The following is a 19,879-nucleotide window of genomic DNA, read 5'->3' as shown; positions in this document are numbered from 1 at the left end:
GGACAGGGGAAAGAGCCGATAACCATTGGTATATTAACGTTTTGAGAACTGAGGTGCACGACGAGCGCCGCGTAGACCTGGTTTTTTACGTTCTTTCATGCGTGAATCACGAGTAAGTAATCCAGCAGATTTTAATGCAGCACGGAAATCTGGGTCTACTTGAAGTAGAGCACGAGCGATACCGTGACGAACAGCACCAGCTTGACCAGTGTATCCACCACCGTTAACGTTTACGTGGATATCATAGCTTCCTGTAGTTTCAGTAGCTACTAATGGTTGTTTGATTACTTCACGTAGTGCAGCGAATGGTACGTATTCTTCAATTTCACGTTTGTTGATAACAATTTTACCTGTACCTGGTACTAAACGTACGCGAGCTACAGAGCTTTTACGGCGACCAGTGCCGATGTATTGAACTTGTGCCAAAGTAATATCCTCCTCTTAATTTATATTATCCGCGAAGCTCGTATGCTTCTGGTTTTTGTGCAGCATGTGGATGCTCTGTTCCTGTGTAAACATTTAGTTTACCGAACATTTTGCGACCTAAAGAGTTTTTAGGAAGCATTCCTTTAACTGCTAATTCGATCATTCTTGTTGGGTACTTGTCTAGCATTTCACCAGCAGTACGAGTTTTTAAACCACCTGCAAATTGAGTGTGGTGACGGTAAAGTTTACCCTCTAATTTGTTACCAGTTAAATGGATTTTGTCAGCGTTGATGATGATTACGTGATCACCTGTGTCAACGTTTGGTGTGAATGTTGGTTTATGTTTACCACGTAAGATTGCAGCTACTTCAGAAGCTAAACGTCCAAGAGTTTGGCCTTCTGCATCAACTACTAACCATTTACGGTCTACTTCGTGACCTTTAGCCATGAATGTTGTACGCATGTATATATCCTCCTAATCGATTCGATTACCGTTATTTTTCATTAAACTACACTATAAGTTTTCGGGGCTTATTTGTGGTGGTAATGAAAATACCATCTGTTATCATATAATGAATGACTTTTAAAGTCAAGCAATTTCATTAAACACCTGGTGAAGTTGTTCAGAATTATAGAACATCACTAATAGAACACTTTTTCTAAGTATAACCCTTGTGGCGGTGCGGTTTTTCCCGCTTTATCACGATCTTCTGAGGCGATTACAAGTGCTACATTGTCTATAGCACGTCGACCTACCCCAACCTCCCAAAGTGTACCTGCTATAATACGAACCATATTATATAAGAAGCCAGTGCCTTCAATCACCATATGAAGCTCTTCCCCATGCCATTCAAATAGTAGTGATGTTATTGTGCGTACTTTATCCTTCACACTTGTATTCGCTGCACAAAAGCATGAAAAGTCATGTGTACCAATGATAGCCTTTGCTGCCTCCTGCATTGCATCCACATTGGGTTTGACACCATTTGTCTCAACCGTGTAATGTCTGCGAAATGGGCTTTGGACAGGTTCACAAGACCAAATATAGCGATAACGCTTCCCAGTCACACTGTATCGTGCATGAAAGTCATGAGCCACTTCCTCTGCTGACAATACGCGAATATCTCTAGGAAGCTGCACATTTAAAGCCTTACTATACTTGTCAATTGGAATGGCGAGTGGTGTATCAAAATGCAATGTTTGTCCAGTTGCATGGACTCTCGCATCTGTACGGCCGCTTGCGGTAACCTTTATATTTTCCCCTTTATGCATAATGGCAAGAACACGCTCAAGCTCTGCCTGAACTGTCCGCTCTCCAGGCTGTACTTGGTAACCAGAAAAATGTGTTCCATCATAGCTAATAATTATTTTTAATCGTCGCATAAAGCTAACTCCTTTAACTTCTATAGAAGAATAGCAATACAGCTATTGCTACTAATAACACCAGTGCAAATGTGTCACCCATATCCCACTTAAGCTTACGATACCTAGTGCGTCCCTCTCCTCCACGGTAGCCCCTTACTTCCATAGCAGTTGCTAAATCCTCCGCCCGTTTAAAGGCACTGACAAAGAGAGGAACTAGCAATGGGACAACTGCCTTAATACGATCCGTTATCGGTCCTGAGGATAAATCTGAGCCACGTGCCATTTGAGCCTTCATAATTTTATCTGTCTCATCCATTAACGTGGGAATGAAGCGCAATGAAATAGACATCATCAAGGCTAGCTCATGAACAGGCACTTTTAATGCCTTTAATGGGTTCAGCAGTACTTCAATACCATCTGTAATTGAAATCGGTGACGTTGTAAGCGTTAAGATAGATGTCATAAAGACCAATACTAGAAAACGTACCGAAATAAATATCCCTTGTCGAATTCCTTCTTCGTAAATTTTAATAAACTTCCAATCAAAAACCAGAGCTCCTTCCTTTGTCATAAAGATATGGAGTAAGAAGGTAAAGGCCATTAAAAAGAGTACTGGCTTTAAACCGTTAATTAAAAAATACAGACGAATACGCGACACGAAGACAATGAGTAAGGTAAAAGCTAGAAGCATAGCATATGTCGCTATATTATTTGCTAAAAATACGATAATAATGAACGCGAAGACAAAAATTAGCTTTGAACGTGGATCAAGCTTATGAACAGGAGAACTTCCTGGTAAGAAGCGTCCAAATATCATTTTTTCCATCATGATTCTGCACGCTCCTCTCGTAGCATTCGAGCAACTTCAGTAGCGAGCTCTTCTTCCGTTAAACATACTTTTTGGAAAGGCTTTTTCATCATTTGCTCGATTTTTTGCTGAAAGCGTACAATACGAGGAGGCTCTAAGCGGTAGTTCTTTAATGTCTCCACATCTTTAAAAATTTCTTGTGGTGTACCACTCAATACGTTTTTTCCTTCATGCATAATAACAATATTATCTGCATAACGAGCTGCGTCCTCCATACTATGCGTAACTAGAATTGTCGTAAGCCCTCGTTCCTGATGAAGCTTATAAAACATATCCATAATTTCTTTTTGACCACGAGGATCAAGCCCAGCCGTTGGTTCATCTAAAACAATCACTTCTGGCTCCATAGCTAATACACCTGCAATTGCCACTCGTCGCATCTGTCCCCCTGATAAATCAAAAGGTGATTTTTCAAGTACGTTTCCTGGTAGACCTACTAAGCCTACAAGTTCCTTTGCACGTGCTTCAGCCTCTTGTTCTGAGACACCGAAATTCATAGGACCAAACATAATATCCTTTAACACGGTTTCTTCAAACAGCTGATGCTCTGGAAATTGAAACACAATACCAACCTTTTGACGAACGGTCTTTAAATCCTTCGCCTTTTTGCCAGCTACAACAATACGGTCTCCTATATGTACTTCCCCAGAAGTAGGTCTTAGAAGTGCGTTAAAATGCTGAAGAATAGTTGATTTACCGGAGCCTGTATGCCCGATAATCGCTTGATACGTATGTGATGGAATTTCAAAATCTACATCGAATAATGCCCGTTTTTCAAAAGGTGTGCCTTGTGCATAGGCATAGCTTACTTGTTGAAGTTTGATGTCCATAAATCATTCACCAACTCTTCTTCTGTCATATGTTGTCCCATTAATGGAACACCTTCCTTTTGCAATAACTTTGATAGCTTCATGGCAAATGGTAGGTCAAGTCCTAGCTCAACTAGCTTGTCCCCAAGTGCAAATATTTCTACAGGTGTACCCTCAGCAAATTTCTTACCATCGTTCATGAAAAGAATACGATCCGCAAGCATTGCCTCTTCTAAATCATGTGTGATGGATAATACGGTTAACCCAGTTTCGGCACGCAAAGTTTGAACTGTCTGTAATACCTCACCACGTCCCTGTGGATCTAACATAGACGTAGCTTCGTCGAGGATCAGAAGCTTGGGCTTTAACGCAAGTGCACCTGCGATGGCAACGCGCTGCTTTTGTCCACCTGATAAGTGATGGGGCTCATGATCTAAAAAATCACTCATTTTTACTTGATCTAGTGCTGCATGAACACGCTTCACCATTTCTTCAAATGGTACACCGTTATTTTCAAGAGCAAAGGCTACATCATCCTGCACAGTCGCTCCAACGAATTGATTATCTGGATTTTGAAATACCATCCCCATCTGCGAACGGCTCTTCCAAAGATTCTCTTCAGTTAATACTTCACGTAATATACGTACATCGCCCTGTTGTGGATATAACAAGCCATTCATTAGCTTTGCAATCGTAGATTTACCAGAACCGTTATGACCCACGATAGCAATCCATTCACCCTCCTGTACAGCAAAACTTACATTCTCCACAGCATTACGGCTTTCATTATCTTCTGGTGTATATGAAAATGTCACATTATTTAATGATAAAATTTCAGGCATTTCTAGAACTCCTCTCTACATGCTCGGCTCTACTAACTAACTTACACTGTTTTATGTATGAATTCTACTACAATCATTATGTCGATAAAAGAAAATTGATAAAACCACTTTCACCAAGTTATTTCAAGAAATCACTCAGAAATTCTTATCCCACTCTTTTACACCTATTGAGCGGAACATGCTATCTTTTAAGAGCCTCTACCATAGATTGCCCACTTCATGTTGAATGGTAAATCCCAGACCCATATATTAAAAAAAGCACCACAATTTGGCGCTGTCTTACATAATAAAAAAGCGCGCACCTCATTCAATAGAAATGCGCTAGTCGTTACATTTACAAGAAACATGGGTGCTCAAATCCTTGTTTCCACGAATGAGGTGCGGAGAGCTAAACGAGACGCCACACAACAGTGCCCGCTCATCATAACGCTCAGCTTAATTATTTGTCGTATAAATCATTTATAAAGAAAGAGGGTGGTGATTCCACCCTCTTCACCACTTGTCTTCTCTTATGAATCAATTATGCCTCGGCACAATTGTGTCCGGAATCAGCTTTGCGCCTGCACAAAGAAATTCTTTGCCATTCCGTGACATCCGCTGGAGGCTTTAACTTCTTTCAAGAAGTTAAACTAATTCAATCACAACAACAGGTGCACCGTCACCACGACGAGGACCTACTTTAAGAATACGAGTGTAACCACCTTGACGTTCTGCATAACGTGGTGCAACATCATCAAATAACTTTTGAAGTGCAAATGAAGTTGTTTCGTTACCTTCTGCATCAGTAGTTGTTACTAGTTCACGACGGATGAATGCAGCAGCTTGACGGCGTGCGTGTAAATCTCCGCGTTTACCTAAAGTAATCATTTTTTCAACAGCTTTACGTACTTCTTTAGCGCGAGCCTCAGTAGTTTCGATACGCTCGTTGATGATTAAATCAGTAGCTAAGTCACGTAACATCGCTTTACGTTGAGAACTTGTACGACCAAGTTTTCTGTAACCCATGGATGTTTCCCTCCCTTATAAAAAAATATCTGATCTTGTAAGTTTTGTTTAAATCGCTTAGTCTTCTTTGCGTAATCCTAAACCAAGCTCTTCTAACTTCGCTTTTACTTCTTCTAGTGACTTACGTCCAAGGTTACGAACTTTCATCATATCGTCTTCTGACTTGTTCGCAAGCTCTAGTACTGTGTTAATACCAGCGCGTTTCAAGCAGTTATAAGAACGAACAGAAAGATCAAGTTCTTCGATAGTCATCTCTAAAACTTTTTCTTTTTGATCCTCTTCTTTTTCGACCATGATTTCAGCAGTTTGTGCCTCATCAGTCATGCCAACGAAGATGTTAAGATGCTCGGTTAAAATTTTTGCTCCGAGCGAAATCGCCTCTTTCGGACCGATGCTACCATCTGTCCACACATCAAGAGAAAGTTTATCGTAGTCAGAAGACTGACCTACACGAGTATTTTCCACTTGGAAATTGACGCGTGATACTGGAGTGTAAATAGAGTCGATCGGGATCACGCCGATAGGAAGATCCTCACGTTTGTTTTGATCAGCAGGAGTGTAACCACGGCCGCGTTGTGCATACATACGCATACGTAAATGACCGTTTTTAGCGATTGTTGCAATATATAGATCTGGGTTTAAAATTTCTACGTCACTGTCATGTGTAATGTCAGCAGCCGTAACTGTACCATCGCCTTTTACATCAATCTCAATAACTTTTTCTTCGTCAGAGTAGATTTTAAGAGCAAGTTTTTTCACGTTCAAAATAATTGAAGCTACATCCTCTACCACGCCTTCTACAGTTGAGAATTCGTGAAGAACACCGTCAATTTGAATTGAAGTGACAGCAGCTCCTGGTAATGAAGACAGAAGGATACGACGTAAAGAATTACCCAAAGTGTTTCCATATCCGCGTTCAAGCGGTTCTACAACAAACTTTCCATATTTGGAATCTTCGCTGATCTCCACCGTTTCAATCTTTGGTTTTTCAATTTCGATCATTTCATTTACCCTCCTTCAAAACATCGAATGTATAGGTTCTTTCCATCATAGATTCGATCGTCAATGACGTATCGTTTATTATCTGCACAAGACAGTCTGTACAAAAAATGATGTTCTCATACAATATGAGACGCACCCATTACACGCGACGACGTTTTGGCGGACGGCAACCATTGTGAGGAACTGGAGTAACGTCTTTAATAGCAGTTACTTCTAACCCAGCAGCTTGAAGTGCACGAATTGCAGCTTCACGACCTGCACCAGGACCTTTAACAGTTACTTCCAACGTTTTCAGACCATGTTCAAGGGATGTTTTAGCAGCAGTCTCTGCAGCCATTTGAGCAGCGAATGGTGTAGATTTACGTGAACCACGGAAACCAAGAGCACCAGCACTTGACCAAGATACAGCGTTACCTTGCATATCTGTAATCGTTACAATTGTATTGTTAAATGTAGAACGAATGTGTGCAATACCAGATTCGATATTCTTTTTCACACGACGTTTACGAGTTTGTTGTTTACGAGCCATGTTAAGAAGGAACCTCCTTTACCAATTATTTTTTCTTGTTCGCAACTGTTTTACGAGGACCTTTACGCGTACGCGCATTGTTCTTCGTATTTTGACCACGAACAGGTAAACCACGACGGTGACGGATACCACGGAATGAACCGATTTCCATCAGACGTTTAATATTTAATGAAGTTTCGCGACGTAAGTCACCTTCAAGTTTGTATGAATCTAATTGTTCACGGATTTTGTTTAACTCATCTTCAGTTAAGTCGCGTACGCGTGTATCTTCTGAAATACCTGCGTCAGCTAATACTTTCTGAGCTGTAGTTTTACCAATACCGAAAATGTACGTTAATGAAATTACCACGCGTTTGTCGCGAGGAATGTCAACACCAGCAATACGTGCCATGTACGTTGTGCACCTCCTTCAGAATTATCCTTGTTTTTGTTTGTGTTTAGGATTTTCACAGATTACCATTACTTTACCGCGTCGGCGAATTACTTTACATTTTTCGCAGATCGGTTTCACAGATGGTCTCACTTTCATCTAACCTAACCTCCTTAGTAGTCCGGAGCGCAAAAGATTATTTAAAACGGTATGTGATACGACCGCGAGTTAAATCATAAGGAGATAACTCGATAGTAACCTTATCTCCAGGTAGAATGCGGATAAAGTGCATACGAATCTTACCAGATACGTGTGCTAGAATCACATGTCCATTTTCTAATTCTACCTTAAACATCGCGTTTGGCAAAGTCTCAACAACTGTTCCTTCGACTTCAATTACATCATCTTTCGCCATCTACTCTGTCTCCTCTCTATATGCAAATTAAAGTTCTCATCGTTACATCAAACGGATATCTGCTGCAACTATAGAAGCAACCTCGTTTCAACATATGTTTGGATTGTATGAGAGATGTTTGAAAGACGCTCGTCTGGTTTCGCTTCACACAATCCACGGAATCTACAGGACCAGCATAGGGCACTGAATCTCCCATGTTTACACGAATACCGGAATGTCTTGGATGAGATATTCATACCCGTTACACAGATGCTTCCACGAAACCCATTATACTCCTTTAAAAATAATGTTGCACTTTTTAAAAGAAATATATACCGGGCACAATATGCTTTTGCAACTCTCAAAAAATTATGTTTCGTTGTTGCTTCCGCATGCCTCCCGCGGAAGCAGTATTCTGCGCCCGGAGCCGGGTATCAGCTGCGGCTGCCCTGTAATAGAGCATCAAGATCAGCAAACACTTTGTTAATATCTTGCTGTCCATCTATATTAGTTAACACACCTTTTGCTTCATAGAAATCAAGTAAAGGCTGTGCTTGTTTCATATTTACGTCCAGACGGTTTGCAACCGTTTCAGGATTATCATCCGCACGTGTATAAAGCTCGCCACCATCTTTATCACATTTTCCTTCCTCAGCTGGAGGATTGAAAATTAAATGATAGGATGTACCACAAGTTTTACAAATACGACGACCTGATAGACGAGCGATTAACTCATCTCTTTCAACCTGAATGTTAATCGTATGTTCAATAGCCTTGCCTAGATCAGCAAGAATGCCATCTAAAGCTTCAGCTTGTGGAACAGTACGTGGGAACCCATCTAATAAGAAGCCCTTTTCACAATCAGGCTTAGCAAGTCGCTCACGAACAATACCAATCGTTACTTCATCTGGAACTAAAGCTCCCTGATCCATAAACGATTTAGCCTGTAAGCCTAGTTCTGTGCCGTCTTTAATAGCTGCACGGAACATATCGCCTGTAGAAATATGAGGAACCGTGTACTTCTCAACAATCTTATCTGCCTGTGTACCTTTACCAGCACCTGGCAGACCCATTAAAACGATATTCATAAGGAAATATTCCTCCCACAAAAGGTTTGCTGATTTCAGGAAACGATGGAACGTTCCCCAAAAACCAACATTATTTCATAAAGCCTTTGTAGTGACGTTTAACAAGTTGAGACTCTAGCTGTTTCATCGTTTCGAGCGCTACGCCGACTACGATAATAATACTTGTACCACCGATCTGCACTGAGGCAGGTAGATTCATATAGTTCATGAATAAAATCGGCATTACAGAAAGAACAGTTAAGAAAATCGCACCGACAAATGTCAGACGATATAACACGCTTGTTAAATACGTTTGCGTACTTTCACCAGGTCGAATACCTGGAATGTAAGCACCTTGCTTTTTCAAGTTATCAGCCACATTTTCTGGATTCACTTGTACGAATGCATAGAAATATGTGAATGCGATAATTAAAACAATATAAACAATCATTCCAACAGGTTTTTCATAATTGAACGTGTTTTCAATGAATGTTGTCACATTATTTTCACCGAAGAACGGGACTAACAGACGAGGTGTCATCAGAAACGCTGATGCAAAGATTACCGGAATAACCCCAGCAGCATTTATTTTTAATGGTAAATGCGTTTGTTGACCACCTGTTTGTTGGTTACGTCCAGTAACTCGTTTCGCATATTGAATTGGAATTTTACGTAGTGCTTGTTGCATGTAGATAACTCCAACAACAACTGCAAGCAAAATTAAAATAAGTAAACCTAGGATAATTAGGTTGATAAATAGCTTATCACCAGCACCCTCGATTTGTTGTGCATAGATTTGGTTGATACTTGTAGGTAATGCGGAAACAATACCTGCGAAGATCACAATAGAAATACCATTACCAACACCATGTGCAGTAATTTGTTCAGCAAGCCATACTAGGAATGCTGTACCTGCTGTTAATACAATACAAATCGTAACATATGTTAAAATTCCTTCTTCTTTAATCAATGATCCGCCATACATTTTATTAAAACCAAATGACATCGCGAATGACTGAATAAAAGCAAGAGCGATTGTAAAGTAGCGAGTGAATTGAGCAAGTTTACGTCGTCCGACTTCACCTTGCTTTGCCCATTCAGCAAATTTCGGCACTACGTCCATTTGCAATAACTGAACAATGATTGAAGCAGTGATGTATGGATAAATCCCCATAGCGAATATGGAGAAGTTTTTCAGTGCACCACCGCCAAAAGTATTCAGGAAACCAACGAGGTTCAACTCATCAGTTACCTTTAATACATTAGCATCCACGTTTGGTACTGGCACAAACGTACCAATTCGGAAAACAATTAACAATAAAAGAGTGAAAATGATTTTATTTCGTATATCTCGAACACGCATAAAGTTAGAGATTGTCTGAAACATTAAATCACCTCAGTAGTTCCGCCGGCATTCTCGATTGCTTCTTTTGCTGAAGCTGAGAATTTATGAGCTTTTACAGTAAGCTTTTTGTTTAGAGTTCCATTGCCAAGAACTTTAATTCCAGCTTTTTCATTGCTCACAAGACCAGTTTCAAGTAATAATGCAGCAGTTACCTCTGCACCGTCTTCGAAACGGTTTAAAGTGTCAAGGTTAACGATAGCGTATTCTTTACGGTTGATGTTCGTAAAGCCACGTTTTGGTAAACGACGGAATAATGGGTTCTGACCGCCCTCGAAACCTGGGCGTACACCGCCACCAGAACGAGCGTTTTGACCTTTATGACCTTTACCTGATGTTTTACCGTTACCAGAACCGATACCACGACCAACGCGGTTGCGTTGCTTACGAGAACCTTCTGCTGGTTTTAACTCATGCAGTTTCATAGTGGGTGGCACCTCCTTGTTCAATAATTAGAAATTAGATTTCTTTAACAGTAACTAAGTGAGCTACTTTATCTAACATACCGCGAGTTGCTGCATTATCAGCTTTCTCAACAGTTTGATGTAATTTACGTAAACCTAGAGCTTCGATTGTCTTACGTTGCGCTGGTTTAGTACCAATCACAGATTTTGTAAGGGTGATTTCTAATTTGTTAGCCATTATCTTTCCCCCCTTATCCTAATATTTCTTCCACTGATTTACCACGTAATTTAGCTACGTCCTCTACGCGTTTTAATTCAGCTAAACCTTGAACAGTTGCACGTACCATGTTAATTGGTGTGTTAGATCCAAGTGATTTTGAAAGAATATCAGTAATACCAGCAAGCTCAAGTACAGCACGTACTGGACCACCAGCGATAACTCCTGTACCAGGAGCAGCAGGTTTAATTAGGATTTCTCCTGCACCAAAGCGACCTTGCACTAAGTGTGGAGTTGTTCCACCTACGCGTGGCACTTCGATTAAGTTTTTCTTCGCGTCTTCAACAGCTTTGCGGATAGCATCTGGAACCTCTTGAGCTTTACCAGTACCAAAACCAACATGACCGTTTCTATCGCCAACTACAACTAATGCTGTGAAGCGGAAGCGACGTCCACCTTTAACAACTTTAGCAACACGGTTAATAGTAACTACGCGTTCTTCAAGTTCTCCAAGTTTGTTTGCGTCAATACGACTCATGAAATGTGTCCCTCCTTCTTATTAAAATTCTAAACCGTTCTCACGTGCAGCTTCAGCTAAAGCTTTAACGCGTCCATGATATAAGTAACCACCACGGTCAAATACTACAACACTAATATTTTTTTCCGTAGCGCGTTTTGCGATTGTTTCACCGACTTTAGTTGCAGCATCAACATTACTACCAGCACCTTCAAAACCATTTTCTTGAGAAGATGCGCTAACAATTGTTACGCCTGCTACGTCATCGATAAGTTGCGCGTAGATGTTCTTGTTTGAACGGAATACATTTAAGCGTGGACGCTCAGCTGTACCCGAAATTTTAGAACGTACACGTGCATGACGTTTTTTACGAACCTGATTTTTATCTTGTTTCGTAATCACAAGGGTCACTCCTTTCTAATGCTTAGGCAGCATTATTTACCTGTTTTACCTTCTTTACGACGAACATATTCGCCTTCATAACGGATACCTTTACCTTTGTAAGGCTCTGGCGGACGCACGTCACGGATGTTAGATGCAAGAGCACCAACGCGTTCTTTGCTGATACCTTTAATGATGATTTTTGTGTTAGAAGGAACTTCAATTTCTAAACCATCTTCAGGTGTGAACTCAACTGGGTGAGAGTAACCTACGTTAAGTACAAGCTTTTTACCTTGTAATTGCGCACGGTAACCAACACCGATAAGCTCTAAAGATTTTTCGAAACCAGCAGAAACACCAGTAACCATGTTCGCTAGAAGCGCACGAGTAGTACCGTGGTTTGTGCGGTGTTCTTTTGATTCAGAAGGACGAGATATTGAAATTACGTTACCTTCTTGCTCAATTTTCATATCTTGGTGGAAAGAACGAACAAGTTCGCCTTTAGGACCTTTAACAGTAACATTGTTGTCAGCTGCAACAGTAACAGTTACGTTAGCTGGTACCTCGATAATTTTTTTACCTACACGAGACATTTAGTTGCACCTCCATTCATTTATTGCTAATTACCAAACGTATGCTAGAACTTCGCCGCCAACTTGTTTAGCGCGAGCTTCTTTATCTGTTAATAAACCTTGTGAAGTTGACACTAAAGCGATACCAAGTCCGTTCAATACTTTAGGTACTTCATTTGTTTTAGCATATACTCGTAGACCAGGTTTAGAAATACGTTTTAAGCCAGTGATAACGCGCTCGTTATCTTTACCGTATTTTAAGAAGATACGGATAATACCTTGCTTGTTGTCTTCCACGTATTCTACGTCACGTACGAAACCTTCGCGCTTTAAAATTTCAGCGATTTCTTTTTTCACGTTGGAAGCTGGTACTTCTAACTTCTCGTGACGAACCATGTTCGCATTACGAATGCGAGTAAGCATATCTGCAATCGGATCAGTCATTGTCATTACATTTACCTCCTTCCCAAATTAGGGGATTACCAGCTGGCTTTTTTCACGCCAGGAATTTGTCCCTTATATGCAAGTTCTCGGAAACAAATACGGCAAAGTTTGAATTTACGATATACAGAGTGTGGACGACCACAGCGTTCACAACGTGTATATTCTTGTACTTTAAACTTTTGCTTACGTTGTTGTTTAACGATCATAGATTTTTTAGCCACGTTTTCGCCCTCCTTGTTTGATTACTTTTGGAACGGCATACCGAATTGTGTCAATAACTCGCGAGCTTCTTCATCAGAATTCGCTGTCGTTACGATCACGATGTCCATACCGCGTACTTTTGAAACTTTATCGTAATCGATTTCTGGGAAAATTAATTGCTCTTTAACACCTAAAGTGTAGTTACCGCGACCATCGAATGCTTTTTTAGAAACACCACGGAAGTCACGTACACGAGGTAGTGAGATTGAGATTAATTTGTCCAAGAATTCATACATACGCTCACCGCGTAATGTAACTTTAGCACCGATAGGCATACCTTCACGTAGACGGAAGCCTGCAATCGATTTTTTCGCTTTCGTTACTACTGGTTTTTGACCAGTGATAATTGTTAATTCTTCTACAGCTGCATCTAATGCTTTTGAGTTTTGAACTGCATCACCAACACCCATGTTGATAACGATTTTCTCTACCTTTGGCAGTTGCATAACTGATTTATATCCAAACTTGCTCATAAGAGCAGGTGAAACTTCACTTAAATATTTTTCTTTTAGGCGGCTCATGTGTGTACCTCCCTTCTATTTATACTAATTAGTCGATTACTGCACCTGATTTTTTTGCAACACGAACTTTTTTACCGTTTTCGATTTTATAACCTACACGAGTCGGCTCGCCAGATTTAGGATCGATTAGCATTACGTTCGAAACGTGAATTGCAGCTTCTTGGCTTACAATTCCACCTTGTGGATTCAATTGGTTAGGTTTTACGTGTTTTTTCACGATGTTCACACCTTCAACAAGAACGCGATCTTGTTTAGGGTAAGCAGCAAGAATTACGCCTTCTTTGCCTTTATCCTTACCAGTGATAACCTTAACCTTGTCACCTTTTTTTACATGCATGCTGTCGCACCTCCTTGATTGGCACTATCATGAAATTAAAGAACTTCTGGAGCTAGAGAAACGATTTTCATGAAGTTGCTGTCACGTAATTCACGTGCAACAGGTCCGAAAATACGAGTTCCGCGTGGTGATTTATCATCACGAATAATTACACAAGCATTTTCATCAAATTTGATGTACGTACCATCTTTACGACGTACGCCTGATTTAGTACGAACGATAACAGCCTTAACAACGTCACCCTTCTTGACAACGCCACCTGGTGTTGCTTTCTTAACTGTACAAACAACGATATCACCGATGTTAGCAGTTTTACGGCCAGAGCCACCAAGCACTTTAATTGTAAGAACTTCACGTGCACCTGAGTTGTCAGCAACTTTCATACGACTTTCTTGTTGGATCACTTAGGTTACCTCCCTTCGGAAATTGGTTGTTCCGAAATAGTTATTAAATAATAACCGCTTTTTCTACAACTTCAACTAGACGGAAACGTTTAGTAGCTGATAGCGGGCGAGTTTCCATGATACGTACGATATCACCGATTTTCGCTGTGTTTAACTCATCATGAGCTTTAAACTTTTTAGAGTACTTTACACGTTTACCATAAAGCTTGTGCTTTTTGTAAGTTTCAACTAAAACAGTAACTGTTTTGTCCATTTTATCTGAAACGACACGGCCCGTGTAAACTTTGCGTTGATTACGCTCAGTCATACTTGAAAACCTCCTTTATCAGTTATTTGCACTGATTTCTCTTTCACGAATAACAGTTTTCATACGCGCGATTGCTTTACGCACTTCACGAATACGAGCTGTGTTTTCTAATTGACCAGTCGCCAATTGGAAGCGAAGGTTGAAAAGCTCTTCTTTCAGTGATTTCACTTTTAATTCAATTTCAGAAGTGGCAAGGTCACGGATTTCATTAGCTTTCATTAGATTCACCACCAGTTTCTTGACGTTTTACGATTTTACATTTAACAGGAAGCTTATGTGATGCTAAACGAAGTGCTTCACGTGCGATCTCTTCAGATACACCAGCAATTTCGAACATTATTTTTCCTGGTTTTACTACTGCTACCCAACCTTCAGGAGAACCTTTACCAGAACCCATGCGGACTTCTAGAGGTTTTTTAGTGTAAGGTTTATGTGGGAAGATTTTAATCCAAACTTTACCGCCACGTTTCATGTAACGAGTCATCGCGATACGAGCAGATTCGATTTGACGGTTAGTAATCCAGCTAGCTGTTTGAGCTTGTAAGCCCCATTCGCCAAAAGATACTTCTTTGCCGCCTTTCGCTTCGCCACGCATGTTTCCGCGGTGTTCACGACGGTATTTTACGCGTTTAGGCAATAACATATTATTTGCCTCCTTCCACAGATTTCTTCGTAGGAAGAACTTCACCACGGTAGATCCATACTTTAACGCCTAATTTACCGTAAGTAGTGTCAGCTTCTGCGTGTGCATAATCAATGTCAGCACGTAGAGTATGAAGTGGAACAGTTCCTTCACTATAGTGTTCAGCACGCGCAATATCAGCGCCACCTAAACGACCAGATACTTGTGTTTTAATTCCTTTTGCACCAGCGCGGATTGTGCGTTGGATCGCTTGCTTTTGCGCACGACGGAATGATACACGGTTTTCTAATTGACGAGCGATGTTTTCAGCTACTAAGCGAGCATCAAGATCAGCACGTTTGATTTCGATAATGTTAATGTGTACACGTTTACCAGTTAAATCGTTAAGGTATTTACGAAGATTTTCAACTTCAGTACCACCTTTACCGATTACCATACCTGGTTTCGCAGTGTGAATTGTAATGTTTACACGGTTTGCAGCACGTTCGATTTCTACTTTAGAAACAGAAGCGTCTTTAAGAGCCGTTTCAATATATTTACGCACTTTGATGTCTTCGTGAAGTAGAGTCGCATAGTCTTTTTCAGCGTACCATTTTGACTCCCAGTCACGAATAATACCAACGCGCAGTCCTATTGGATGTACTTTTTGACCCACGGATTAACCCTCCTTCTTCTCAGATACCACTAGAGTAATGTGGCTTGTGCGTTTGTTAATTGCGCTTGCACGTCCTTGTGCACGTGGACGGAAACGTTTTAATGTTGGACCTTCATCAACGAAAACTTCAGAAACTACTAAAGAGTTGATGTCAAGATCATAGTTGTGCTCAGCATTAGCAACTGCAGATTTTAATACTTTTTCAACGACTGGAGACGCCGCTTTTGGAGTATGACGTAAAATTGCAACTGCCTCACCAACTTGCTTGCCTCGAATTAAGTCTACAACTAGACGTACTTTGCGAGGAGCAATGCGTACTGTACGAGCGATAGCTTTAGCTTGTGTCATTAGGATTTACCTCCTCTCAAAATTAGCGTCTTGTTTTCTTGTCGTCTGCACCGTGACCTTTATAAGCACGTGTTGGTGCGAACTCACCAAGTTTGTGGCCAACCATATCTTCTGTTACGTATACTGGAACGTGTTTACGTCCATCATAAACAGCAATCGTTAAACCGATGAAGTTCGGGAAGATTGTAGAACGGCGTGACCAAGTTTTGATAACTTGTTTTTTCTCAGAAGCCTCTTGCGCCTCCACTTTTTTCATTAAGTGGTCATCGACAAAAGGTCCTTTTTTCAAGCTGCGACCCATGTAGGAACCTCCCTCCGTGATTCCACCACGGCTCTCACATAGAACCGTAGTTTAACCACTTTATTTTTTACGACCACGGATAATAAATTTATCCGATTTGTTTTTCTTCTTGCGAGTTTTGTAACCAAGTGCTGGTTTACCCCAAGGAGTCATTGGTGATTTACGTCCGATTGGAGAACGTCCTTCACCACCACCGTGTGGGTGATCGTTAGGGTTCATTACAGAACCACGAACTTCTGGGCGTTTACCTAACCAACGGCTACGACCTGCTTTACCGATGTGTACTAATTCATGTTGTTCATTACCAACTTGACCGATTGTAGCGCGGCAAGTAGCTAACACTAAACGTACTTCACCAGATTGTAGACGAACGATTACGTATTTATCTTCACGACCAAGTACTTGCGCAGAAGTACCAGCAGAACGTACTAATTGTCCACCTTTACCAGGTTTTAACTCGATGTTATGGATAGTAGTACCCATTGGAATGTTTGCTAATGGTAATGCATTACCTACTTTAATATCAGCATCAGGACCAGACACGATTGTTTGACCAACCTCTAGACCTTTTGGTGCCAAGATGTAAGCTTTTGCTCCATCAGCATAGTTGATTAATGCGATATTCGCAGAACGGTTTGGATCATATTCAATAGTAGCAACTTTTGCCGGAATGCCATCTTTAACACGTTTGAAATCGATAACACGGTATTGCTTCTTATGACCACCACCATGATGACGAACAGTGATTTTACCTTGGTTGTTACGACCAGCTTTGCGTTTAGTTGGTTCAAGCAATGATTTCTCAGGCTTGTTAGTTGTAATTTCCGCAAAGTCTAATGACGTCATGTTACGACGACCATTAGAGGTAGGTTTATACTTTTTAATCGCCATTGTGTTTTCCCTCCTTCTTGAGTGTTCAAATCATAAATCCATTAAGGATTACATTTCGAATAATTCAATTTCTTTGCTATCAGCAGTTAATTTAACGATCGCTTTACGACGTTTGTTTGTGTAACCACCATAACGGCCAACGCGTTTGAATTTACCTTTGTAGTTAAGAACGTTTACTTTCTCAACTTTTACGCCAAAGATTTCTTCTACTGCGTCTTTTACTTGAGTTTTATTTGCGCGAGTGTCTACTTCAAAAGTATACTTTTTCTCTGCCATAAGTTCTGAAGAACGCTCAGTAATGACCGGACGTTTTAAAATATCACGTGCTTCCATTATCCAAGCACCTCCTCAACTTTTTCTACTGCAGATTTAGTAAATACAACTTTATCATGACCTAATAGATCAAGAACGTTGATTCCATTTGCAGTTAAAACTGTTACACCTGGGATGTTACGAGCAGATAATGCTACGTTTTCATCTAGGTCAGCAGTTACGAATAAAGATTTTTTCTCTAAAGAAAGATCTTTAAGGATTTTTGTGAATTCTTTTGTTTTTGGTGCTGCTAGTGTAAGAGCATCAAGAACTAAGAAGTTTTGTTCTACTACTTTAGCTGATAAAGCAGATTTAAGAGCTAAACGACGAACTTTTTTAGGTAATTTATAAGAATAGCTACGTGGAGTAGGACCGAATACGATACCACCGCCGCGCCATTGTGGAGAACGGATAGAACCTTGACGAGCACGGCCAGTTCCTTTTTGACGCCATGGTTTGCGACCACCACCAGCAACTTCAGAACGGTTTTTCACCTTGTGATTACCTTGACGAAGAGAAGCACGTTGAGCTACTACTGCGTCGAATAATACTGCTTCATTTGGTTCGATTCCGAAGATCGCATCGTTTAATTCGATTTCACCAACTGAAGCACCTGTTTGACTAAGTACAGATACTTTTGTCATTCCTGTTTCCTCCTTTCCTTAAGTAATTACTTAGCTTTAATTGCAGTTTTCACTGTAACTAGAGCTTTTTTAGAACCAGGAACATTACCTTTAACAAGTAGTAAGTTACGTTCCGCATCAACTTTCACGATTTCTAAGTTTTGGATTGTAACTACAGTGCCACCCATTTGACCAGGTAATTTCTTTTGTTTGAATACGCGGTTCGGAGCAACTGGACCCATTGAACCAGGACGACGGTGGTAACGAGAACCGTGAGCCATAGGACCACGAGATTGACCGTGGCGTTTAATAACACCTTGGAAACCTTTACCTTTAGTAACTCCTGTTACATCAATTACATCGCCTTCTGCGAAAATTTCTACTTTGACTTCTTGACCAACTTCGTATTCTTCCACGTTCACGTTGCGGAATTCACGAATGAAGCGCTTAGGAGCAGTGTTCGCTTTTGCTACGTGACCCTGTTCTGGTTTGTTAGAAAGCTTAATGCGCTTGTCTTCGAAACCAATTTGAACTGCTTCGTAGCCATCTGTTTCAACAGTCTTCTTTTGAAGAACTACGTTTGGAGTAGCTTCGATAACTGTTACCGGGATTAAATCGCCGTTTTCAGCGAAAACTTGTGTCATACCAATTTTTCTACCTAAGATTCCTTTAGCCATTTGTCACACCTCCTGTAAGTTTTGAAAAGTTATATTTTTTACCATTAAAGTTTGATTTCGATATCAACGCCAGATGGTAAATCAAGTTTCATTAACGCGTCAACAGTTTGTGGTGTTGGGTTAACGATATCGATCAGACGTTTATGCGTACGCATCTCGAATTGTTCACGAGAGTCTTTGTACTTGTGAACAGCACGAAGAATTGTGTACACAGACTTCTCAGTTGGAAGTGGAATCGGACCTGATACACTTGCACCTGAACGTTTTGCAGTTTCCACAATTTTCTCAGCAGATTGATCTAAAATACGGTGATCATACGCTTTTAAACGAATACGAATCTTTTGTTTTGCCATTATTTTCCCTCCTTCTCGCCTATTTTCTAGACATTCTCCACGAAAATTTTCCCACACACCGCCATGGCAAAGCGGCCGGGTGTGTCGGCAACCTCTCGTTTCATCGCAGTCAAAGACCAACATTCAACATTATATACAATAAAAAAAGAATAAGCAAGTCTTTTCGCTAAATTCTTTTAAATGTTGCTGATATTCTTACTACTACTATTTCTTCGCTTATTTAAGCCGTTTATTAGTATAAAGAATTTCTAGATATTTTGCAACACATAAGATTGTAATATCAATATTTTTAAATATTGCAAATAACCCCTGTAATTAAGCACTATTATAATATAGTCATTACAAGCCTACTCAAAGCTAATAGAATCATTGTGATATTGATTTTAATTTTGTTATTTTAAAAATCTTAAATATACTACCTCCTTTATCACAATAAATAAAAAAACAGTATGATGTTTAAATAATCATACTGTTTTTATGTTGTTGAAATACTATTATGTCAATGAAATCAAGGTTACAAATTAAAAAGTATATCCCTTTTCAAAACGAGGGGTTGATCTCCGTTCCGACTGAGTGCTTTCCTGGGGGCGTCCGATGAGCCGCTTCACTCGCGTTGCTCGCTCCAGGGTCTC

35 protein-coding genes and 1 pseudogene are annotated in these 19,879 nt (G+C 40.4%); all 36 read right to left on the bottom strand.

All coding sequences use genetic code 11. From position 1 onward, the window contains the following. Window positions 1-33 precede the first annotated feature (33 nt). Window positions 34-426: a 30S ribosomal protein S9 gene (gene rpsI, locus ACQKIM_RS25340; RefSeq protein ID WP_004233744.1), complete on the bottom strand. Its 393-nt coding sequence runs from the start codon at window positions 424-426 to the stop codon at window positions 34-36. 25 nt (window positions 427-451) lie between these two features. Continuing rightward, the gene (gene rplM / locus ACQKIM_RS25335) at window positions 452-889 is read right to left on the bottom strand and encodes a 50S ribosomal protein L13 (RefSeq protein ID WP_370043864.1); all 438 of its coding nucleotides are present in this window, start codon (window positions 887-889) and stop codon (window positions 452-454) included. A gap of 179 nt (window positions 890-1,068) precedes the next feature. Continuing rightward, entirely contained in the window at window positions 1,069-1,809 is a 741-nt protein-coding gene (truA, locus tag ACQKIM_RS25330) for a tRNA pseudouridine(38-40) synthase TruA (RefSeq protein WP_427549212.1), read from the bottom strand. 13 nt (window positions 1,810-1,822) lie between these two features. Next, on the bottom strand, window positions 1,823-2,620 hold the full coding sequence (locus ACQKIM_RS25325) for an energy-coupling factor transporter transmembrane component T family protein (protein ID WP_427549210.1): 798 nt from the start codon (window positions 2,618-2,620) through the stop codon (window positions 1,823-1,825). Further along, window positions 2,617-3,489 (bottom strand): energy-coupling factor ABC transporter ATP-binding protein, encoded by an 873-nt coding sequence (locus ACQKIM_RS25320; RefSeq protein WP_427549209.1) that lies wholly within the window; start codon window positions 3,487-3,489, stop codon window positions 2,617-2,619. The genes ACQKIM_RS25325 and ACQKIM_RS25320 overlap by 4 nt, the downstream gene beginning before the upstream one ends. Further along, window positions 3,465-4,310, bottom strand: coding sequence for an energy-coupling factor ABC transporter ATP-binding protein (locus ACQKIM_RS25315; protein WP_427549207.1), 846 nt, complete (start codon window positions 4,308-4,310; stop codon window positions 3,465-3,467). Before ACQKIM_RS25315 ends, ACQKIM_RS25320 begins: the two co-directional genes overlap by 25 nt. A 624-nt stretch (window positions 4,311-4,934) precedes the next feature. Beyond that, window positions 4,935-5,315, bottom strand: coding sequence for a 50S ribosomal protein L17 (gene rplQ / locus ACQKIM_RS25310; RefSeq protein ID WP_012296051.1), 381 nt, complete (start codon window positions 5,313-5,315; stop codon window positions 4,935-4,937). Window positions 5,316-5,372: 57 nt separating this feature from the next. Continuing rightward, complete coding sequence (locus ACQKIM_RS25305) at window positions 5,373-6,317, bottom strand: DNA-directed RNA polymerase subunit alpha (protein WP_004233733.1); 945 nt, start codon at window positions 6,315-6,317, stop codon at window positions 5,373-5,375. 139 nt (window positions 6,318-6,456) lie between these two features. Then, window positions 6,457-6,846: a 30S ribosomal protein S11 gene (rpsK, locus tag ACQKIM_RS25300; protein ID WP_004233731.1), complete on the bottom strand. Its 390-nt coding sequence runs from the start codon at window positions 6,844-6,846 to the stop codon at window positions 6,457-6,459. Between the two features lie 25 nt (window positions 6,847-6,871). Then, entirely contained in the window at window positions 6,872-7,237 is a 366-nt protein-coding gene (gene rpsM / locus ACQKIM_RS25295) for a 30S ribosomal protein S13 (protein ID WP_004233729.1), read from the bottom strand. 24 nt (window positions 7,238-7,261) lie between these two features. Continuing rightward, a complete protein-coding gene (gene rpmJ, locus ACQKIM_RS25290) occupies window positions 7,262-7,375 on the bottom strand; it encodes a 50S ribosomal protein L36 (RefSeq protein WP_000868344.1) in 114 nt (37 codons plus the stop codon). 37 nt (window positions 7,376-7,412) lie between these two features. Then, entirely contained in the window at window positions 7,413-7,631 is a 219-nt protein-coding gene (gene infA / locus ACQKIM_RS25285) for a translation initiation factor IF-1 (RefSeq protein ID WP_004233690.1), read from the bottom strand. An 86-nt stretch (window positions 7,632-7,717) separates the two neighbouring features. Further along, window positions 7,718-7,786 (bottom strand): annotated as a pseudogene (locus tag ACQKIM_RS25280) (hypothetical protein); the annotation flags it as partial. A gap of 258 nt (window positions 7,787-8,044) precedes the next feature. Then, window positions 8,045-8,698 carry an adenylate kinase gene (locus tag ACQKIM_RS25275; protein ID WP_427549205.1) on the bottom strand — a complete coding sequence of 218 codons (654 nt, stop codon included), beginning with the start codon at window positions 8,696-8,698 and terminating at the stop codon, window positions 8,045-8,047. Between the two features lie 70 nt (window positions 8,699-8,768). Further along, window positions 8,769-10,064, bottom strand: a complete 1,296-nt coding sequence (secY, locus tag ACQKIM_RS25270; protein WP_427549203.1) for a preprotein translocase subunit SecY — start codon at window positions 10,062-10,064, stop codon at window positions 8,769-8,771. Continuing rightward, entirely contained in the window at window positions 10,064-10,504 is a 441-nt protein-coding gene (gene rplO / locus ACQKIM_RS25265) for a 50S ribosomal protein L15 (protein WP_427549201.1), read from the bottom strand. The genes secY and rplO overlap by 1 nt, the downstream gene beginning before the upstream one ends. Window positions 10,505-10,538: 34 nt before the next feature. After that, a complete protein-coding gene (rpmD, locus tag ACQKIM_RS25260; RefSeq protein WP_054771429.1) occupies window positions 10,539-10,721 on the bottom strand; it encodes a 50S ribosomal protein L30 in 183 nt (60 codons plus the stop codon). A gap of 13 nt (window positions 10,722-10,734) precedes the next feature. Then, complete coding sequence (gene rpsE, locus ACQKIM_RS25255) at window positions 10,735-11,238, bottom strand: 30S ribosomal protein S5 (protein ID WP_427549199.1); 504 nt, start codon at window positions 11,236-11,238, stop codon at window positions 10,735-10,737. Window positions 11,239-11,259: 21 nt separating this feature from the next. Next, the gene (gene rplR, locus ACQKIM_RS25250; protein ID WP_427549197.1) at window positions 11,260-11,619 is read right to left on the bottom strand and encodes a 50S ribosomal protein L18; all 360 of its coding nucleotides are present in this window, start codon (window positions 11,617-11,619) and stop codon (window positions 11,260-11,262) included. 32 nt (window positions 11,620-11,651) lie between these two features. Further along, window positions 11,652-12,191 carry a 50S ribosomal protein L6 gene (gene rplF / locus ACQKIM_RS25245; protein WP_427549195.1) on the bottom strand — a complete coding sequence of 180 codons (540 nt, stop codon included), beginning with the start codon at window positions 12,189-12,191 and terminating at the stop codon, window positions 11,652-11,654. 30 nt (window positions 12,192-12,221) lie between these two features. Further along, a complete protein-coding gene (gene rpsH / locus ACQKIM_RS25240) occupies window positions 12,222-12,620 on the bottom strand; it encodes a 30S ribosomal protein S8 (RefSeq protein ID WP_008181717.1) in 399 nt (132 codons plus the stop codon). Window positions 12,621-12,649: 29 nt separating this feature from the next. Further along, a complete protein-coding gene (locus tag ACQKIM_RS25235; RefSeq protein ID WP_004233656.1) occupies window positions 12,650-12,835 on the bottom strand; it encodes a type Z 30S ribosomal protein S14 in 186 nt (61 codons plus the stop codon). A 21-nt stretch (window positions 12,836-12,856) separates the two neighbouring features. Continuing rightward, complete coding sequence (rplE, locus tag ACQKIM_RS25230; RefSeq protein WP_427549193.1) at window positions 12,857-13,396, bottom strand: 50S ribosomal protein L5; 540 nt, start codon at window positions 13,394-13,396, stop codon at window positions 12,857-12,859. Window positions 13,397-13,424: 28 nt separating this feature from the next. After that, window positions 13,425-13,733, bottom strand: coding sequence for a 50S ribosomal protein L24 (gene rplX / locus ACQKIM_RS25225; protein WP_053482809.1), 309 nt, complete (start codon window positions 13,731-13,733; stop codon window positions 13,425-13,427). Between the two features lie 35 nt (window positions 13,734-13,768). Further along, window positions 13,769-14,137 carry a 50S ribosomal protein L14 gene (gene rplN / locus ACQKIM_RS25220; protein ID WP_004233650.1) on the bottom strand — a complete coding sequence of 123 codons (369 nt, stop codon included), beginning with the start codon at window positions 14,135-14,137 and terminating at the stop codon, window positions 13,769-13,771. A 43-nt stretch (window positions 14,138-14,180) separates the two neighbouring features. After that, entirely contained in the window at window positions 14,181-14,444 is a 264-nt protein-coding gene (gene rpsQ, locus ACQKIM_RS25215) for a 30S ribosomal protein S17 (protein WP_004233648.1), read from the bottom strand. An 18-nt stretch (window positions 14,445-14,462) separates the two neighbouring features. Next, on the bottom strand, window positions 14,463-14,663 hold the full coding sequence (gene rpmC / locus ACQKIM_RS25210) for a 50S ribosomal protein L29 (RefSeq protein ID WP_004233646.1): 201 nt from the start codon (window positions 14,661-14,663) through the stop codon (window positions 14,463-14,465). Beyond that, window positions 14,653-15,087, bottom strand: coding sequence for a 50S ribosomal protein L16 (gene rplP, locus ACQKIM_RS25205; protein ID WP_025116437.1), 435 nt, complete (start codon window positions 15,085-15,087; stop codon window positions 14,653-14,655). Before rplP ends, rpmC begins: the two co-directional genes overlap by 11 nt. Window position 15,088: 1 nt before the next feature. Beyond that, on the bottom strand, window positions 15,089-15,742 hold the full coding sequence (rpsC, locus tag ACQKIM_RS25200) for a 30S ribosomal protein S3 (RefSeq protein WP_427549191.1): 654 nt from the start codon (window positions 15,740-15,742) through the stop codon (window positions 15,089-15,091). Window positions 15,743-15,745: 3 nt separating this feature from the next. Beyond that, a complete protein-coding gene (rplV, locus tag ACQKIM_RS25195) occupies window positions 15,746-16,090 on the bottom strand; it encodes a 50S ribosomal protein L22 (protein ID WP_004233639.1) in 345 nt (114 codons plus the stop codon). Between the two features lie 22 nt (window positions 16,091-16,112). Continuing rightward, window positions 16,113-16,391 (bottom strand): 30S ribosomal protein S19, encoded by a 279-nt coding sequence (gene rpsS / locus ACQKIM_RS25190; RefSeq protein WP_036151954.1) that lies wholly within the window; start codon window positions 16,389-16,391, stop codon window positions 16,113-16,115. Window positions 16,392-16,451: 60 nt separating this feature from the next. Next, a complete protein-coding gene (gene rplB / locus ACQKIM_RS25185; RefSeq protein WP_054771424.1) occupies window positions 16,452-17,282 on the bottom strand; it encodes a 50S ribosomal protein L2 in 831 nt (276 codons plus the stop codon). Window positions 17,283-17,330: 48 nt separating this feature from the next. Next, window positions 17,331-17,615: a 50S ribosomal protein L23 gene (rplW, locus tag ACQKIM_RS25180; RefSeq protein ID WP_004233628.1), complete on the bottom strand. Its 285-nt coding sequence runs from the start codon at window positions 17,613-17,615 to the stop codon at window positions 17,331-17,333. Then, a complete protein-coding gene (gene rplD, locus ACQKIM_RS25175) occupies window positions 17,615-18,238 on the bottom strand; it encodes a 50S ribosomal protein L4 (RefSeq protein WP_004233626.1) in 624 nt (207 codons plus the stop codon). Before rplD ends, rplW begins: the two co-directional genes overlap by 1 nt. Window positions 18,239-18,264: 26 nt before the next feature. Next, window positions 18,265-18,894, bottom strand: coding sequence for a 50S ribosomal protein L3 (gene rplC, locus ACQKIM_RS25170; RefSeq protein WP_427549189.1), 630 nt, complete (start codon window positions 18,892-18,894; stop codon window positions 18,265-18,267). 44 nt (window positions 18,895-18,938) lie between these two features. Continuing rightward, window positions 18,939-19,247 (bottom strand): 30S ribosomal protein S10, encoded by a 309-nt coding sequence (gene rpsJ, locus ACQKIM_RS25165; protein WP_004233624.1) that lies wholly within the window; start codon window positions 19,245-19,247, stop codon window positions 18,939-18,941. Window positions 19,248-19,879 lie beyond the last annotated feature (632 nt).

This window comes from Lysinibacillus sp. NPDC047702 (assembly GCF_050272555.1).
Lineage (GTDB): Bacteria > Bacillota > Bacilli > Bacillales_A > Planococcaceae > Lysinibacillus.
Note: the sequence above shows the minus strand (reverse complement) of the source record. Positions and strands in the feature narration are given on the sequence as shown.